This is a genomic window from Niallia sp. 01092 (assembly GCF_052318935.1).
Classification (GTDB): domain Bacteria; phylum Bacillota; class Bacilli; order Bacillales; family Cytobacillaceae; genus Niallia.
Map to the genome: position 1 here is coordinate 309,366 of NZ_JBQRKO010000002.1, position 15,540 is coordinate 324,905.

A 15,540-nucleotide genomic window follows, 5' to 3' on the forward strand; every position below is an offset into this window, starting at 1 on the left:
AGACACCAGTCTAATTTCAAAAAGTTTATACATTTTTTTGTTTTTTCTTAATATTGCCCGCTTTTAAGTTTTCTACTATTTTTTACTCGATAAAAAATATGGCAGAAAGAAGAAACCACTTCTTTTCTGCCATCTAAACTGTTTTATTTACTTGGATCGAATTTAACTGCTACATAAGCTCCTGGCTGTTCTAAATTTTTGCGAACTAATTGTATAATATCGTTTGCTGCTTCTGGTGAAAGTTTATCTGCTTTAACCGTAACATTAACGACACCATCTACTGATCGAACTAGTACATCATCATAATTTTCTGCTTTTATCATCGTTTCCAACACTTTTTCCTTATCCGCTAAATCTCTTAATTTTTCAATTTTATCTTGGGCTGCACTTTTTTCTTCTGCCGTAGATTCAGCTGAACCCATTACATCTGTAAGCTTTTCTTCGTCAGCACTTCTTTTATCTTGCAAATCTAACCGCATTGACTCAAATACTTCATCCGAATCGACTGTAGAAACCGTACTTCCATCTTTTGCTTCTGCCTTCGCGTTTTCTTTATTGTCTGTTTTTGTTACCTTCGCGTTATCCTTTACATTTTCCGTTGTTTTTCCTTCTTCAACTGCAGCGAATTCATTCGTTTGTTCAGGTGAGGTAATATAATACACCGATAACACAACTACTAAACTTAACATCGTTAATAACCAGACAGTTTGTTTTTTTAATAGCATGAGAATATATCCCCCTTAATTTTGTTTTGGCATAACAGAAACTCGATGGCTTGGAACATCCAAAGCTCTTGTCACCGCTTCAATAATCATGCTTTTAATTTTTATATTTTCTGCACCTTTTGCCACGATGAGAACACCCCTTATCGTTGGTTTTTTCGTTTCTACCACTACTGGCACTTGTTTATCGCCATTTTGGACAACAACGAGCTGTTGTTCTGTAGAAGAATCTTCTACTTGTCTTTTTCCACCTTGTGGATCGGTTTCTTCCGTTGTTTGTGTTTGAGAGTTTGTATTTTTTTCATATACTTTTTTTTCAGTAGCATCGACATTGACATATACAGTTGCATCTTTTACCCCAACGATATGATTAATTGCTTCTTTTATTTGCGCTTTGTATGCTTCTTCATAATTGGTAATGCCACTGTTGTTTCCACCAGATTTTTGTCCAAATGTTTCTTCCGCCGCATTACCTGATGCTTCACTTGCATTGCTGAATGCTTGAACATCAGTTCGTGAGTTGTCTTTTCCAAACATATTGCTTAACAGCATAATTGCTGCCCCGAACAATACAATAATGATTAAATATTGCATTTTTCCTTGTTTCTTTCCCTCTGCTCCATCTTTTGTCATCCATTTCTTCAACCAGCTAATTGGACCTTTATCATTATCCATTTGCAGCATCCTCCCCTCCTTCAATAAGGATGTTGATATTACTGCTCGCAACATCCCATTTCTTTGCTAAAAAGGATGTAATATCTTTTGTATCAACTTGTATTGATTCATTATTTGATGGAAGAGGGTTTTGGGTATTAATGTCTACTTGTTCAATCACTTCCACAGCGCTTTCTGTTTCTTCCTGTTTTTTTAATGAAATAACAAGCTTATCTAAATTATCAGGAAAGCTTTTCGGATTATTTTTATCAACAGCTATATGGACTTTATCAATCTCTACTCCGTACTTTTCTATCAACTCCTTATTCGCATCCTCTTTCAATTGGACAGCCATTTTATTTAATGTATATTCATCTAATGAAGCTTGTATTTCTTTTTTCTGAAATTCCATTGAATTTTTTATATTTTTTTGTTCAGGTGTTTTCCAGGCGGCAGTTGCCATCACCTTGTCAAAATCACTTGTGAATAGCTTAAATACTGGCGTTAAGATCACACTAATCAGCAATAATCCTGCAACCATTTTTGCATATTTTTGAAAAGTCGAATTTGGCAAAAGCATATCAACAACTGTAGCCAATAAAACAAATAAGATAATATTGGTTACCCATTCGGTAATAAAACTCATTTGCTTGCCACCTTTCCTACTTCACCATCATCGTTAAATTTCCAGCTGCAATAATAACCGTTATACTTAAGAAAAACATGAGCGAAACAATCGCAAGGGCTGCAAAAACGTACATTATACTTTTACTAATAATATCCAGGCATGTGATAACAGGGCCTCCTCCTAACGGCTGTAATAACGCTGCTGCAAATTTATAAATAAAGGCAATCATTAATATTTTGACTGCAGGAAATGCTACAATGAAAAGCAATATCGCAACACCGGCAATGCCGACTGAATTTTTCAAAAGCAAACTAGCATTAATCACCGTATCTGCCGCATCGGTAAACATTCTCCCAATTACAGGGATAAAATTCCCTGTCACAAACTTTGCGGTTTTGAGGGTAATGCCATCGGTTATCGCCGTTGATGCTCCTTGAACGGATAAAACACCAAGAAACACGGTTAAAAACAAACCTAAAATTCCAATGCTAATATTTCGTAATAAATTAGCTAGCTGCGTCACTTTATATTGTTCTGACAAACTGCTGACAATATGGAGCAATGTCGATAAAAACAATAAGGGAAGGACAATATATTCAATCAACATTCCGCTTGTGTTCATTAAAAAAATGATAACCGGATGAAAAAAAGCTGCCGACACAACACCACCTGATGCAGCCATCAATGCCAACAGCAATGGTACGAGGGCTATAATAAATCCTGTCATCGTCGATATTGCGTCGCTGGCAAATGTAATGCTGACGTGAAAACTGTTTAACGCAATAATAATTAACACCATAAACACAATCGAATAAGCAACTTTGCTTATGGAGCTTTTCTCAAAAGAATTTTGCAATGTTTGTAAAAACATACTAAAAGTCGTTAACAAAATAAGCGACCCTAACAATTTGCCGTTTACAATAATCTCATGAAATGCAAATTTTACCATCCCGGAAAAAATCCCTTGTAAATCAATGGATTTTTCTCCTTTAATAAAATCATATAAACTGCCTTTTTGGCTTTCTGGTAAAAAACCGCCATATTCTTGTAAGATGTCTTGCCAAAAGCCTTTTAAATCATCTAAATTTAAATTCTCCACTTGAGAATCCACCATTTCCTGTGGATCTAATAGTTTGTTGTTCGAACTTGCTTCTTCCTCTTGAGGCGATGCTTGTACAGTTGGAATAAACAAAAAAAAGATCACTGCCATAAATAGTAGGACGACTTTAAGTTTCATTTTCATTTTTTCACCTCATAAGAAATGCGCAGCGCCTTGCTCAGCGCCGAAGAAAAATGTTCTCTTAACTCAAAAAGTGTTTTTTACTTTTAGAGGCAAGAGGTTATCTTTCACAGGGGCTAGGCGCTGGAGCTAGACACTAAACTAGATTTGAAATTTTATACTTTCTTATCTTTTAAGAAATGCGCAGGCGCCTGTGCATTTTATCTAATTCGGAATCATATTAATAATCGTTTCTACCAATACGGTTAAGATAGGGACCGCCATGGCAAGGATCAATATTTTCCCTGCGAGTTCAATTTTAGAGGCAATGGCACCTTGTCCAGCGTCTTTTGTTATTTGAACAGCAAATTCTGCAATATAAGCAATGCCGATTATTTTTAAAATGGTTTCTACATAAACCGTATTCACTTTTGCATTTAAAGCGATTTTTTCAATCATATGAATAATAGAAGCAATTTGATCTACTAAAAAAAGAAAAATGGTACATCCTACAAAGACAACGAGTAAAAAAGCGATATTTGGCTTTTGTTCTTTGATAACTAGAGCTAGAAATGTTGAGATTAGGGCTATTCCTACAATTTGAAGAATTTCAATGACGTTATCCTCCTTTACCCTTGAAATAAAAACACAGATTTAATTTTTTGAAACAAATCATCGACAATATTTGCCACTAGAAATAAAATATATATAAACCCAAATAGCGTAACCCATTGTGCATATTCTTTTTTGCCGACTTGATCGAGAATAGTGTGTAAAAAAGCGACAACGATTCCTACACCCGCTATTTTGAAAATAATATCGACCTCTAAACCCATCATTGTCTCCTCCTAAAACTACATCAATAAAATAATGATTAATAAGCCCGAAAGGATGCCTAAGCTTTTTAACATTTTTTCATATTTTGTTTGTATATCTCTTGCTTCAACTTCTTCTCTTTCTAGATGGGAAAGTGTTAACATAATTTGTTTTTGTTGAGAAAAACGATCATGTCGACCCAATGTTTCACCGAATTGCTTCATAATTTCTAACTCAGGCTGCTTCATCGCTGTTTTTTTCCATATATCTTCCAAACTGGTTGTCCAAGCGTTTTTTACCGTTGTTTCCTCATACGTTAATTTATGAGCAAAATGAGCAAAAAAAACCGATAATGGATTGCCTAATTGTTCAGCCAACCTTCTCGAAGCCTCATGTAAAGGGGTATGTCCATACATAATTTCTGCTTCTAAAGACTGCAGCGCTGATTTCAACTGTCTTAATTGTTTTGGTCGTTCACTTAACGCTTTAGATAGCTCCATTCCAGCCCAACTTGTGCTGGCAAAAATGATGATTGCACCTAGTATTTTTAACAAGATGTCACCTTCATTTCCCGCACGATTACTTTCCCGAGATTATTTTTTATGGCGCTGACTGTTCCAGGACCATGCAGTCTGTTTAATTCAATAAAACGTTCAAACAGCCCCATTTTCATTATTTGCTTTAATGTTGGTCTATTTTGAATTTCTTCTACTGTTCTTCCATGTGTTGTCATGATTAACTGGATTCCTGCATTTACTGCTTCCAAAATCGCATCTTCATCCTCTGTTCGTCCAATTTCATCAACGATCAAGACATCAGGGCTCATAGAACGAATCATCATCATCATGCCTTCCGCTTTTGGACATGCATCCAGAACATCTAACCGAGGTCCAAATGTCATTTGTGGAACGCCGTTTATACATCCGGCTATTTCGGATCTTTCATCGACAATGCCAACCTTCATTGCTTTTATATTATTTTTTTTATCCCCTGTTGAGATAAACCGAGCAATATCACGTAAAAGAGTCGTTTTTCCCGTTTGCGGCGGACCGATTATCATCGTATGAAACCATTTATTTTTATCATGCAAAAATGGAATAAAGGATTCTGCAAGGCCAATTTTTTCTTTTGCGATTCGAATATTAAAGGAAGCTACATCACTTATCGCTTTTACTTTACTGCCTTCTAAGACAACTTTTCCTGCAAGTCCAACCCGGTGTCCACCTTCGATTGTGATATAACCCCGTTTTAATTCTTCTTCCATCGTATAAACAGAATATTGACTAATCTTGTTTAATAAATGAATACAATCTTCTCTAGTTACAATCCGTGAAAAAAAATAAGGATTGCCATTTATACATACTTCTAATGGACGTTCCATACGAATTCTTATTTCTTCCATGTTCTCTCTTTCGGATGGAGGGATTGTGAGAACTTGGTCGGAAATTGTTTTAGGCAAAAATGAATAGATGGAATTCACAAACTTTTCCTCCTTATAATTAGATGGTTGTCCAACATCATTACGTTAATTGGATGTTCAAAGAGCAAGCCAACGAAGAGAACCTCCGCTTATCATTTGGTCACATTTTGACAACCTCTATTAGAATGTATGCATAGAAAAACGATTTATTCCACCCGCTTTACCAAATTATTGGTCATTTAAAATTGGAGGTGTAAAAGGAGGAACTCTTTCAAAAACTAATAAAAAAAGTACAACTAGTAAAACGGAGGAAATGATCATGAAAAAAATAATCATCAGTTTTTTATTTATTGAGCTTTTTTTTATTCCATTTAATCTTGCAACAGCAGCGGAACAAAGGATCAAGCCGAAAAATATTATTTTTTTAATTGGAGACGGAATGGGATTAGGGCAAATCGAAATTGCCAGAACCTTTGAATATGGGAAGGAAGGAAATTTATTTCTAGAAAGCTTGCCATATACCGCACTCGCTCATACTTATTCTGCCAATAACAAAGTAACAGACTCTGCAGCAGGCGGAACAGCGCTTGCTATTGGAAAAAAAACAAATAATGGCATGATCGGTGTCACAGCTGATGGAAAAACATCACCCAGCATTTTGGACGTTTTTAAAAAAAATGGTTTAAAAACAGGAATTGTAACAACCAATTCAGTGACGGATGCTACTCCTGCCAGTTTTACAGCAAGCGTAAAAAATAGATGGACAGGACAAAAGGAGATTGCCAAACAGCAATTGAGAAACAAGGTTGATGTCATCCTTGGAGGTGGGCAAAAATATTTCACCACTACCAATACACATGGAACAAAACTTCTTGATCAATACAAACAGGCCGGATATGAATACGTTACAACGGCCAAGGAACTTCAAAATGCAAACAGCGGAAAACTAATAGGTCTATTTGGACCAAAACACTTAAACTTTAAACTCGATCGAGATGATGTAAAAAGCCAAGAACCTTCTTTATCCGAAATGGCCGCTAAAGCCTTAGAAACGCTTTCAAAAGACAATAAAGGCTTTTTTACGATGATAGAAGGAGCAAGGATCGATCAAGCATCCCACGCTGGTGATATTACAAGTATATGGAAAGAAACAATCGAATTTGATGAAGCAGTAAAATATTGTGTGAAGTGGGCAAAAAACCACCCAGATACATTAGTTGTCGTTGCAGCTGACCATGAAACAATGGGTGTATCGGCAACGGAACCAATGGATGTGACAGAGTTAAAGAAAATTACCGTTACCCCACATTATATGGCCAGTCAATTACAAAAAAATCCAACAGGTAACGGGTTTACGAATGATAGCATTAAACATGTTTTTCAAAAATATGCCCATATTACGTTAACGAACAAGGATGTTGCGTCCTTTAATTCCCAGACAATTCCTTCAACTGGACAAGTATATCCAGAACAGCATGTAGCATGGGAAATTGGCAATATCATTGCAAAACATTATCATGCAGGAATATTAGATCGCTCTACAGAAGAGCTCAGCAGTACAGGTGGACATACAAGCAATATGATCCCTGTTTTCGCCTATGGAACAGGAGCGGAGAATTTTCATGGCGTTATCGATAATACAGATATTCCCAAAATGCTTGTTCATTTAATGGGCTATTCTTTTTAGCAAGACTGCCCTGAAAAGAAGTTCCGCAGCGTGAATACACTACGCTTTCCGCGGGCGGGCATCGAGCCGTTTCGTCGTTTTGCTCCGACTCTTGCGGAAAAATATACAAAATTTCGTATTGATAGGGAAATATCCAAGCCTCCATTTACCATTTGCATATACTGTATGGAGGTGATTTATATATGTTTATTATGCCAACAACTGCAACTACCATCAGTAATCCATTTCAAATAACAGGCACACATAAACATTATGGCATTGACTTCGCCCAAAACGGAACAAACAATATTTATGCAAGCGCTGATGGTACGGTATCTCAATCTTTTTATTCGAACAGCTACGGAGAATGCATTATGATCCTACACAATATTAATGGACAAGTTTATGAAACAGTGTACGCTCATTTACGAAAAGGTACGCGGAAGGTAAACACAGGCCAAAAAGTGAAGCAAGGTCAAGTAATAGGAATCATGGGAAGTACAGGAGATTCAACTGGACAACATTTACATTTTGAACTTCATAAAGGAAGATGGAATGGATCTAAATCAAATGCTGTTAACCCCATGAACTATATAAATGGTAAAACTACACACCAACTCCTGGTTCTTCCAATCAAGTTATCTATACGGTGAAAGCCGGCGATACGGTAACAAAAATCAGTCAAAAATATAACACAACTGTTGCAGAAATAACAAAATGGAACGGTTTAAAAAATCCAAATAAAATATATCCTGGCCAACGTCTAAGAGTAAAATAATAGAAGAAAAGCGCAGGCGCCTTGCTCAGCCCCGAAGAAAAATGTTCTTTTGGCTGTTTTCGTATAGATTGTTGCTTTTAAACTCGCAGCCTGAATACTCTTCGTCCGTTAGCGAGCGTCGAGCCTCCTCGTCGCATAGGGTCTCGTCTTTCTCGCATTCCCACAGCAGTCTACGTGTATTCAACCTGCTGAGTACTTCTTTTCCCATTTTTTTACGTAAAAAACAACAAACTTTGAGAAAACTGCCTTACTTTTATAGACAAGAGGTTATCTTTCACAGGGGCTAGGCGCCAGTCTAACTTCAGAAAACTTATACTTTCTTACCTTTAAATATGTAATAACCAAAAAAAATACCGATTTATAAGTGCACAAAAAAAGGTAACCTAATGGTTACCTTTTTTCAGCCGCATTTGCCGCTTTAGTGTATGGAGTTTCAAAACCTGCTCCACCAGGTGGGTGTTCGCAAAAGATTTCTTCATATGTCTTTATGAGATTCATAAAGCCTGCTGATCCGTCTTTCATATAGAACTCCCTAATTATCGATAAAGGTTGAAACTTCATACGATAACGTACAACGCAGCGTTTATATTTATATAATACAGGAAAAGACCGTTAAACGCAAATAGAAAAAACCTGTAAATATTTTTTCACAATAATTAATTATGCACGAGAAACATAACTAGCTTCTGTTGTATTAATAATTAACTTATCACCTTGGTTAATGAAGAAAGGAACTTGTACGATTAAACCAGTTTCTAATGTAGCTGGTTTTGTACCACCAGAAGCAGTATCCCCTTTAATACCCGGTTCAGTTTCTGCCACTTCTAATACCACTGTGTTTGGAAGCTCCACTCCAAGTGTTTCTGATTGGTACATGATAATTTGAACTTCCATATTTTCTTGTAAGAATTTCAATTCATATTCAATTGCACTTGAAGCAAGTTCAATTTGATCATATGATTCACTATCCATGAATACATGTTGATCGCCGCTAGCATATAAATATTGCATTTTACGGTTGTCAATTTGAGCTTTTGCTACTTTTTCACCAGCTCTAAATGTTTTTTCCTGCACAGCACCTGTACGAAGATTTTTTAATTTAGAGCGAACAAACGCAGCTCCTTTTCCAGGCTTAACATGTTGGAAATCTAAAACACGCCAGATCCCATTATCCACTTCAATCGTTAAACCTGTTTTAAAATCATTTACTGAAATCATCCAATAATCCTCCTATATATCCTATAAAATAAGCAATTCTTTTGTTGAATGTGTTAAAGCTTCATTATGATCATCTGTTATGATTATATCATCTTCAATACGAACTCCACCAAGACCTGGAATATAAATACCTGGCTCTACTGTCACCACCATGCCAGGTTCTAAAACCGTTTCTGATCTATAAGAAAGACCTGGACCTTCATGTATTTCTAACCCAATGCCATGACCGGTTGAATGACCAAAATACGCCCCATACCCTTTTGCACTGATGTAATCTCTCGTTAGAGCATCTGCCTGAATCCCAGTAAGGCCTGGTTTTATTCCTTCCATTCCCTTCAGCTGTGCATTTAGAACAACATTATATATTTCTTTTAACTTATCATCAGGATTGCCTACAGCAATTGTTCTAGTAATATCAGAAACATATCCTTTATAATAAGCGCCGTAGTCCAATGTGACAAAATCGCCTGTTTCAATCACTTTGTCTGTTGCAACACCATGAGGTAATGCGGATCTTTTTCCTGATGCCACAATGGTATCAAAGGAAGATGAAGTTGCACCTGCTTTTCTCATAAAAAACTCTAATTCATTCGATACTTCTAATTCTGTTTTCCCAACTCTAATAAAGTCAAGAATATGTGTAAAGGCTGCATCGGCAATTTCAGCAGCTTCCTTTAATATCTTAATCTCTGCTGCACTCTTAATCAAGCGTAACTTTTCAATAATACCCGAAACAGGAACCAATTCAGCCTTTACCGTATTTTCATAAATTTTATATTCTGTATACGTCATATGGTCTTGCTCGAATGCCAGCTTTTTTATACCTAATTTTTTCGCTTGTTCTGCTACTTCTTTATAAATTGGTCCTGTATGTTGAACGATATCAAAGCCTTCACACTGATTTGCTGCCTGTTCCATATATCGGAAATCTGTAATGAATTTCGCATCTTCTCCACTAATTAATACGACACCAGCGGAACCAGTAAAGTTACTTATGTAGCGGCGGTTGAATTTGCTAGTAATGACTATTCCATCCACATTAGCTTCTATTAATGCATTTCTTAATTTTTTTAATTTCTCCATACTAACCTCTCCCTGAGATTCTATTTATTTCTTTTTTATATAATTATGTCAAGAAAAACCATTTATTTCAAATACTTAGCCATTAAAAATATTCTATCATAAATAAAATTATCCTTCACTACCCGAAATATCTGAAGTGGATTTCTTTTGCTTTATTTGTATTTCATTCTCTTCATATGAAATGGTATATCCAACAAACACCCCATATAGTACATACAGACAAACAGATGTAATGAGGGTGTCTCTTTTCAATTTTAAAAATGGATCCATACTCGGGAAAATTGGATTGAATAGTATAAAAACAATCACAAATAAAGCAATGCCAAAACCTATTCCACCCCACATATTTTTACATTTTCTTAGGATTAAATAATATATAAACGCAGCTCCAGTTGAAAAGATGCCAATGATAATTATACTAATAAGCGTTCCTAATCCGCTTCTTTTCCAATCTCCAAGTGCCCATGGTTCTAAAATGACATTTGGTCTAATATCCGTAAAATTTAAATAGTATGCTGCAAAACCAACTGATGACCAAAAGATCCCTCCAAACAACCCAGTCCATATAACAAGTGCAATAAAAGACATTGGTTTTGTATGTTTACTTTCAATTGATTCACAATCTTGATTTGGATTTTCCTTACTCATTTATTTGACACCTCCATAAAATATTATGTCCCTAGTCATTTATTTATTTGCTTCGAATAAACTAAAAAAACAAGAGACTTTATGTATGATTTGTTTAGAATGGAACAATAGTTTTAGTATCACCGATATCCTAATCTTCATTCCTAAAATCCAAACAGGAACAATGTATGGCAGTTAATGTGTTATGCTAGTTGTTTCGCGAAATTTTTAGTAATATAGAAATAGGGTAATTTACAGCAATAGTAAACAACTTCTTTTTTATTCATAAGATTTAAAAAAAAGATTCTTGAAATAATATCGCTGTTTCGACCTAATTTTAGCTGAGGTTGGTGTACGTATTCATGGCAAATGAGCAAAAATCCATTTATGGAGGGCAAGCTGTAGTAGAGGGCGTAATGTTTGGAGGAAAACATCATTATGTAACCGCTATTAGGCGCAAAGATCAATCAATCGATTATTTTCACCTTCCACGAAAACAAAATGCAAAACTGGCAAAATTAAAAAAAATCCCTTTTTTAAGAGGTATTGTTGCAATTCTTGAGGCAAGTGGTAATGGAACCAAGCATTTAAATTTCTCAACCGAGCGATATGATGTAGATCCTGGAGAGGATTATAAAATAGAAGCACAAGAACCAACAAAATTCTCGATGATACTCGGAGTTGCGACAATCGGGATTCTTTCCTTCTTATTCGGGAAATTTATTTTTACATTAGTCCCTGCATTTCTAGCTGCACTTCTGCAGCCTGTTATCAGTGGGCATTTTGCACAAATATTATTAGAAACCTTTTTTAAATTAATTCTGCTTATCGGCTATATTTATTTTGTTTCGTTAACCCCTCTTATAAAACGGGTATTTCAGTATCATGGAGCGGAACATAAAGTAATTAATTGTTTTGAAAATGGTCACGAATTAACGGTTAAAAATGTTCAAGCAGCGTCGCGTCTGCATTATCGATGTGGCAGCAGTTTTATCTTATTTACTGTTTTTGTCGGTCTATTTTTATATTTATTATTTCCAACAGATTCTCTCTTGGAACGAATGCTAAGCAGAATTGCATTAATTCCGGTTGTATTAGGTATAGCTTTTGAAGTCTTGCAATGGACAAATAAGCTAAGAGATATACCAGTATTAAAATATTTAGGTTTGCCAGGGTTATGGCTCCAGTTATTAACAACAAAAGAACCGAATGATGATCAAGTAGAAGTAGCGATTCTTTCCTTTAATGAACTGTTAAGACGGGAACAAGAAACAGAAGCACTTTCTACCGTAAATCATTTTGAAACAAAAGGTCAAATATAATTATATTCTTTGTTTCCATTCTAATGGATGGTTACAAATTCGTTTAATATTGCATAAACTTTTTGTAATCAATCGTTTAAAAGTTAAAAAAAATGCTCATCATGCTCTTAGGGAGGTGGCTTTTTGAAGAATCGAATTTCATTATTAGTCATCAGTATTGTGATGTTATTTGCTTTATATGGGTTAATATCAAGGATTGTGATGGATCCTGTTGGATTGTTAAAAAACCTAGCTGTATTTTTAGTAGTCGGGTTGGCTATTTGGCTCATTATTCGAAGTTTCTATAAAGTTAATCCTGAAAAGAAAGAACAGCGGGCATTTTTAAAAGCTGCAAAAAAATCAAAAAAAAGATTGCAGAACAAAGATAAATCCTCTCATAAACAAGTAAACGGAAAAAATACTCCTACGTTAAAAGCAAAAAAACATAAACGGAGTACGAGCGCCGCTCATTTAACGGTTATTGAAGGAAAAAAGGGCAAAAAAAAGAATCGAGCTTCTTTTTAAGAAGCTCCCAGGCTGTTGAAAAACGTTCGCTCTCTTCGTCACTCCCCGTTTTTTGCGGTGCTCATTACCCAAAAACGGTAACTCCGCTCCTCAAAAAGGGTCGTTCCTCGATAGACAAACGTTTTCAATCAGCCTGAAAGTTTGTAGTCTTACTTTTTCGACACTCTCAGAGCTTCTTTTTAAGAAGCTCTTTTTTTTATGCATGTAAATTTAATACGTCCACTGTTTAAAAAATGCAATGGCACATTTTCTTCCTAATTGAATCAATTCCTCTTTTTTTTCTTTTGTTAACGTAAATTCAGTAGCAGCAATTCCTTCTGTTGGAATAAAGATAATATTTTTTTCGTGTTTTCTTGATATATAACGAGAATCATGGGCATCTTTCATTGTTTCAAACATTGCTCCAAATAATTGGACCGCATTTTTTATCACATGCTGTGGATGCTCAGCCAAATGAGGGCTTAGTTTTATTCCTAAAACTGGTCTCGTTTTTTTGTCATTGTCTTGATCAAACAGCCACATCGGAAAGTTGCTTAATACGCCGCCATCCACAATAACGCTTTTGCTAGCTCCTAATTTAACTGGTTCAAAAAAATACGGTAAACTGCAGCTCATGCGGATCGCCTTTGCAATAGAAAAAGAACGCGGCTCAATCCCATATTTAGGAAGATCATCCGGTAATACTACCATTTCTCCATTTGTTAAATCGGATGCAATAAACCTTAATGTCTGCGGAGGTAAATCAGCAAATGTTCTCAACCCTTTTATCGCCAATTTTCCCTCTAACCATTTTTCTAATTCATTTCCTTTATATAAACCTAATTTCCAATAGATAAATAACCATTTTGCTAAAGGAAATGGGAGAAGCAGTTTTCTTTCATCCATAAACTTCGTTAAATCTAAATCTTCTAATAATTCCGTTATTTCTTCACTTGAATATTTTGCAGCAATTAGAGCTGAAATGATGCTTCCCGCACTTGTACCTGCAAGTCTTGCAAACTGTAAACCTTTTTGTTCCACCACTTCATATGCACCGATTAATGCCAGCCCTTTAATTCCACCACCCGAAAACACACCGTCTATGTACATTTAGTCACTCCCCTTTATCGTGCATTGATACACTTTAAGCAGAAGGACTACAAAATAGTACAGATTTATCCTACTTTTTTCTAGACGTTTTCCCCAATCCAATTTAGGTATTCGTACATATACTACGATGAATAAGAAAAGCGGAAGCGCCTTGCTCAGCCCCGAAGAAAAATGTTCACATGACTCAAAAAGTGCTTTTTACTTTTAGAGGCATGGGGTTATTTTTCACAGGGGCTAGGCGCTGGAGCTAGACATTCATCTAAGTTCAAAAATTTTATGCTTTATCTTTCAATAAAACAAGAGGAGGCTTATAACATGACCCAACCGTTAAATTATCAAGAAGATATAAGAATTATTGGCAGACCTGGATTTGGTATTGGTCGTCCTGGGTTCGGTTTTGGTAGACCTGGATTTGGATTTGGTCGTCCTGGATTTGGGTTAGGATTTCTTGGAGGATTAGCTGCTGGGGCTCTTTTAGCTCCACGCCCTTATTATCCTTATTATCCTTACTATCCTTATTACCCTTATCCTTACTATCCATATCCTTACTATCCATACCCTTATTAAAATAAGTTTATTGAAATAAAAAATAGACAGAAGATATATTTTTCTTCTGTCTTTCTTATTAAGTAAAATACGAAACTTCTGCTTGCGGAAAAAAATCCTTTATATACTGACGAATGGTGGTTTCTAAATCTTTCGCCTCTTCCTCTGGATAAATATATTTTCCAATTCCATATCTTCCCCATTTATATTTTCTTCTTTCTTCATTCATTTCTAATTTTGTTTTAGGGTAACGCTTTGTAATTACCTTTTTTGCAGGATTTGTAAAACGATGTTGGATTAGCTCAAACGTCAAGTCGTTTATTCTTGCATATTTTAAACTATCAACCAAACGTTCGAATAGTTCGTAATATCCTTCCCTCCATCCGTCATGCATATAAATAGGCGCTACAATAAAACCTAAAGGATATCCTGCATCTGCCACTTTTCTTGCCGCTTCTAACCTCTCGTCAAAAGTAGAAGTGCCTGGCTCAAAATTTTTAATCACATATCGTGAATTCACACTAAACCGAAACCTCGTCTTTCCATTATGATCCGCATCTAATAAATGATCTACATGATGATACTTTGTTACAAAACGCAAGCGTCCTGTTTCTGATTTTCCAAAATGCTCAATTGCTTTTTTTAACGAATGGGTCAAGTGATCTATACCAACGATATCAGATGTACAGGCAGCTTCAAAGCGTGTAATTTGATTTCCTCGTTCTTTCATGTACAAATCCGCTTGCGTAAATATTTCTTCTAAATTTACATATGTCCGAATATATGGCTTGCTTCCCAACGTTGTTTGCAAATAGCAATAATGACAATGGCCCATACAGCCGGTTGCTAAAGGGATGGCATATTCAGCTGAAGGCTTGGATGTATCAAATTTTAACGTTTTTCGTACTCCAACTACTAATGTTGATTTTGCATTTCGATATTGCTGCAGCTCATTATCCCCAGGTATCCCCCGTACTTGATTATGGGAAGTTGTTTCTCTAATCTCCAAATCCATTTTTTCAAATTTGTCTTTTAATTCTATTCCTAAAGGATACTCTAAAGCTTTTGGTTCTATATAAACTAATTGGGGTACAAATGGTTTCATCTAAGAATTGCTGCCCCTTTCTTCTATACTAATTTGACCTCTGAAAACAACTATGTATGATTATTGTTAGCTAAAATTAAAAAAAGAAGACAGGGAAATTTCCCCATCCTCGTTTATTATAAACACGTGTTCAAAAAGGTGAC

18 protein-coding genes and 1 other RNA gene are annotated in these 15,540 nt (G+C 35.7%); 5 read left to right on the forward strand and 14 right to left on the reverse strand.

Annotation, left to right across the window (positions count from 1 at the left end):
- Nucleotides 1-143 precede the first annotated feature (143 nt).
- From ACTXGU_RS03450 to spoIIIAA, 8 genes are all read right to left on the reverse strand, one after another.
- The gene (locus tag ACTXGU_RS03450) at nt 144-725 is read right to left on the reverse strand and encodes a SpoIIIAH-like family protein (RefSeq protein WP_443480098.1); all 582 of its coding nucleotides are present in this window, start codon (nt 723-725) and stop codon (nt 144-146) included.
- A 15-nt stretch (nt 726-740) separates the two neighbouring features.
- On the reverse strand, nt 741-1,397 hold the full coding sequence (gene spoIIIAG / locus ACTXGU_RS03455) for a stage III sporulation protein AG (protein WP_443480099.1): 657 nt from the start codon (nt 1,395-1,397) through the stop codon (nt 741-743).
- The gene (gene spoIIIAF / locus ACTXGU_RS03460) at nt 1,390-2,022 is read right to left on the reverse strand and encodes a stage III sporulation protein AF (protein ID WP_443480100.1); all 633 of its coding nucleotides are present in this window, start codon (nt 2,020-2,022) and stop codon (nt 1,390-1,392) included. Before spoIIIAF ends, spoIIIAG begins: the two co-directional genes overlap by 8 nt.
- A 16-nt stretch (nt 2,023-2,038) precedes the next feature.
- Nucleotides 2,039-3,247 carry a stage III sporulation protein AE gene (gene spoIIIAE, locus ACTXGU_RS03465; RefSeq protein WP_443480101.1) on the reverse strand — a complete coding sequence of 403 codons (1,209 nt, stop codon included), beginning with the start codon at nt 3,245-3,247 and terminating at the stop codon, nt 2,039-2,041.
- Between the two features lie 201 nt (nt 3,248-3,448).
- Nucleotides 3,449-3,838, reverse strand: a complete 390-nt coding sequence (gene spoIIIAD, locus ACTXGU_RS03470) for a stage III sporulation protein AD (RefSeq protein ID WP_443480171.1) — start codon at nt 3,836-3,838, stop codon at nt 3,449-3,451.
- Nucleotides 3,839-3,852: 14 nt separating this feature from the next.
- Nucleotides 3,853-4,059 carry a stage III sporulation protein AC gene (gene spoIIIAC, locus ACTXGU_RS03475; protein WP_443480172.1) on the reverse strand — a complete coding sequence of 69 codons (207 nt, stop codon included), beginning with the start codon at nt 4,057-4,059 and terminating at the stop codon, nt 3,853-3,855.
- Nucleotides 4,060-4,077: 18 nt separating this feature from the next.
- Nucleotides 4,078-4,593, reverse strand: coding sequence for a stage III sporulation protein SpoIIIAB (gene spoIIIAB / locus ACTXGU_RS03480; RefSeq protein WP_443480102.1), 516 nt, complete (start codon nt 4,591-4,593; stop codon nt 4,078-4,080).
- Nucleotides 4,587-5,519: a stage III sporulation protein AA gene (spoIIIAA, locus tag ACTXGU_RS03485; protein ID WP_443480103.1), complete on the reverse strand. Its 933-nt coding sequence runs from the start codon at nt 5,517-5,519 to the stop codon at nt 4,587-4,589. Before spoIIIAA ends, spoIIIAB begins: the two co-directional genes overlap by 7 nt.
- 259 nt (nt 5,520-5,778) lie before the next feature.
- On the opposite strand from spoIIIAA, the gene ACTXGU_RS03490 reads away from it, so the two are divergent.
- Both ACTXGU_RS03490 and ACTXGU_RS03495 read left to right on the forward strand, forming a co-directional pair.
- Complete coding sequence (locus tag ACTXGU_RS03490) at nt 5,779-7,146, forward strand: alkaline phosphatase (protein ID WP_443480104.1); 1,368 nt, start codon at nt 5,779-5,781, stop codon at nt 7,144-7,146.
- Nucleotides 7,147-7,328: 182 nt separating this feature from the next.
- The gene (locus tag ACTXGU_RS03495; RefSeq protein WP_443480105.1) at nt 7,329-7,778 is read left to right on the forward strand and encodes a M23 family metallopeptidase; all 450 of its coding nucleotides are present in this window, start codon (nt 7,329-7,331) and stop codon (nt 7,776-7,778) included.
- A gap of 522 nt (nt 7,779-8,300) precedes the next feature.
- On the opposite strand, the gene ssrS is transcribed toward ACTXGU_RS03495, so the two are convergent.
- The 4 genes from ssrS to ACTXGU_RS03515 form a co-directional block, all read right to left on the reverse strand.
- Nucleotides 8,301-8,489, reverse strand: a non-coding RNA gene (gene ssrS, locus ACTXGU_RS03500) — 6S RNA.
- Between the two features lie 74 nt (nt 8,490-8,563).
- A complete protein-coding gene (efp, locus tag ACTXGU_RS03505) occupies nt 8,564-9,121 on the reverse strand; it encodes an elongation factor P (protein WP_443480106.1) in 558 nt (185 codons plus the stop codon).
- Nucleotides 9,122-9,142: 21 nt separating this feature from the next.
- Complete coding sequence (locus tag ACTXGU_RS03510; RefSeq protein WP_443480107.1) at nt 9,143-10,204, reverse strand: aminopeptidase P family protein; 1,062 nt, start codon at nt 10,202-10,204, stop codon at nt 9,143-9,145.
- A 108-nt stretch (nt 10,205-10,312) separates the two neighbouring features.
- Nucleotides 10,313-10,852 carry a YqhR family membrane protein gene (locus ACTXGU_RS03515; protein WP_443480108.1) on the reverse strand — a complete coding sequence of 180 codons (540 nt, stop codon included), beginning with the start codon at nt 10,850-10,852 and terminating at the stop codon, nt 10,313-10,315.
- A 341-nt stretch (nt 10,853-11,193) separates the two neighbouring features.
- Between ACTXGU_RS03515 and ACTXGU_RS03520 the strand changes: the two genes are divergently transcribed.
- On the forward strand, nt 11,194-12,153 hold the full coding sequence (locus ACTXGU_RS03520; RefSeq protein ID WP_443480109.1) for a DUF1385 domain-containing protein: 960 nt from the start codon (nt 11,194-11,196) through the stop codon (nt 12,151-12,153).
- Nucleotides 12,154-12,276: 123 nt separating this feature from the next.
- Nucleotides 12,277-12,657 carry an SA1362 family protein gene (locus ACTXGU_RS03525; RefSeq protein WP_443480110.1) on the forward strand — a complete coding sequence of 127 codons (381 nt, stop codon included), beginning with the start codon at nt 12,277-12,279 and terminating at the stop codon, nt 12,655-12,657.
- 210 nt (nt 12,658-12,867) lie between these two features.
- Here ACTXGU_RS03525 and ACTXGU_RS03530 read toward each other — a convergent pair whose 3' ends face one another.
- Nucleotides 12,868-13,746: a patatin-like phospholipase family protein gene (locus ACTXGU_RS03530; protein ID WP_443480111.1), complete on the reverse strand. Its 879-nt coding sequence runs from the start codon at nt 13,744-13,746 to the stop codon at nt 12,868-12,870.
- A gap of 315 nt (nt 13,747-14,061) precedes the next feature.
- Here ACTXGU_RS03530 and ACTXGU_RS03535 point away from each other — a divergent pair, with 315 nt between their 5' ends.
- Complete coding sequence (locus ACTXGU_RS03535) at nt 14,062-14,313, forward strand: hypothetical protein (protein ID WP_443480112.1); 252 nt, start codon at nt 14,062-14,064, stop codon at nt 14,311-14,313.
- A 58-nt stretch (nt 14,314-14,371) separates the two neighbouring features.
- On the opposite strand, the gene splB is transcribed toward ACTXGU_RS03535, so the two are convergent.
- The gene (gene splB, locus ACTXGU_RS03540) at nt 14,372-15,397 is read right to left on the reverse strand and encodes a spore photoproduct lyase (protein WP_443480113.1); all 1,026 of its coding nucleotides are present in this window, start codon (nt 15,395-15,397) and stop codon (nt 14,372-14,374) included.
- Nucleotides 15,398-15,540 lie beyond the last annotated feature (143 nt).

Bases quoted from the DNA above. Each gene is read 5' to 3' on its own strand.
- ACTXGU_RS03490 (WP_443480104.1), top strand. From the start codon at position 5,779: ATGAAAAAAATAATCATCAGTTTTTTATTTATTGAGCTTTTTTTTATT.
- spoIIIAE (WP_443480101.1), bottom strand. From the start codon at position 3,247: ATGAAAATGAAACTTAAAGTCGTCCTACTATTTATGGCAGTGATCTTT.
- spoIIIAF (WP_443480100.1), bottom strand. From the start codon at position 2,022: ATGAGTTTTATTACCGAATGGGTAACCAATATTATCTTATTTGTTTTA.
- spoIIIAG (WP_443480099.1), bottom strand. From the start codon at position 1,397: ATGGATAATGATAAAGGTCCAATTAGCTGGTTGAAGAAATGGATGACA.
- ACTXGU_RS03520 (WP_443480109.1), top strand. From the start codon at position 11,194: ATGGCAAATGAGCAAAAATCCATTTATGGAGGGCAAGCTGTAGTAGAG.
- splB (WP_443480113.1), bottom strand. From the start codon at position 15,397: ATGAAACCATTTGTACCCCAATTAGTTTATATAGAACCAAAAGCTTTA.
- efp (WP_443480106.1), bottom strand. From the start codon at position 9,121: ATGATTTCAGTAAATGATTTTAAAACAGGTTTAACGATTGAAGTGGAT.
- ACTXGU_RS03530 (WP_443480111.1), bottom strand. From the start codon at position 13,746: ATGTACATAGACGGTGTGTTTTCGGGTGGTGGAATTAAAGGGCTGGCA.
- spoIIIAC (WP_443480172.1), bottom strand. From the start codon at position 4,059: ATGGGTTTAGAGGTCGATATTATTTTCAAAATAGCGGGTGTAGGAATC.
- ACTXGU_RS03535 (WP_443480112.1), top strand. From the start codon at position 14,062: ATGACCCAACCGTTAAATTATCAAGAAGATATAAGAATTATTGGCAGA.
- ACTXGU_RS03495 (WP_443480105.1), top strand. From the start codon at position 7,329: ATGTTTATTATGCCAACAACTGCAACTACCATCAGTAATCCATTTCAA.
- ACTXGU_RS03510 (WP_443480107.1), bottom strand. From the start codon at position 10,204: ATGGAGAAATTAAAAAAATTAAGAAATGCATTAATAGAAGCTAATGTG.
- ACTXGU_RS03450 (WP_443480098.1), bottom strand. From the start codon at position 725: ATGCTATTAAAAAAACAAACTGTCTGGTTATTAACGATGTTAAGTTTA.
- ACTXGU_RS03515 (WP_443480108.1), bottom strand. From the start codon at position 10,852: ATGAGTAAGGAAAATCCAAATCAAGATTGTGAATCAATTGAAAGTAAA.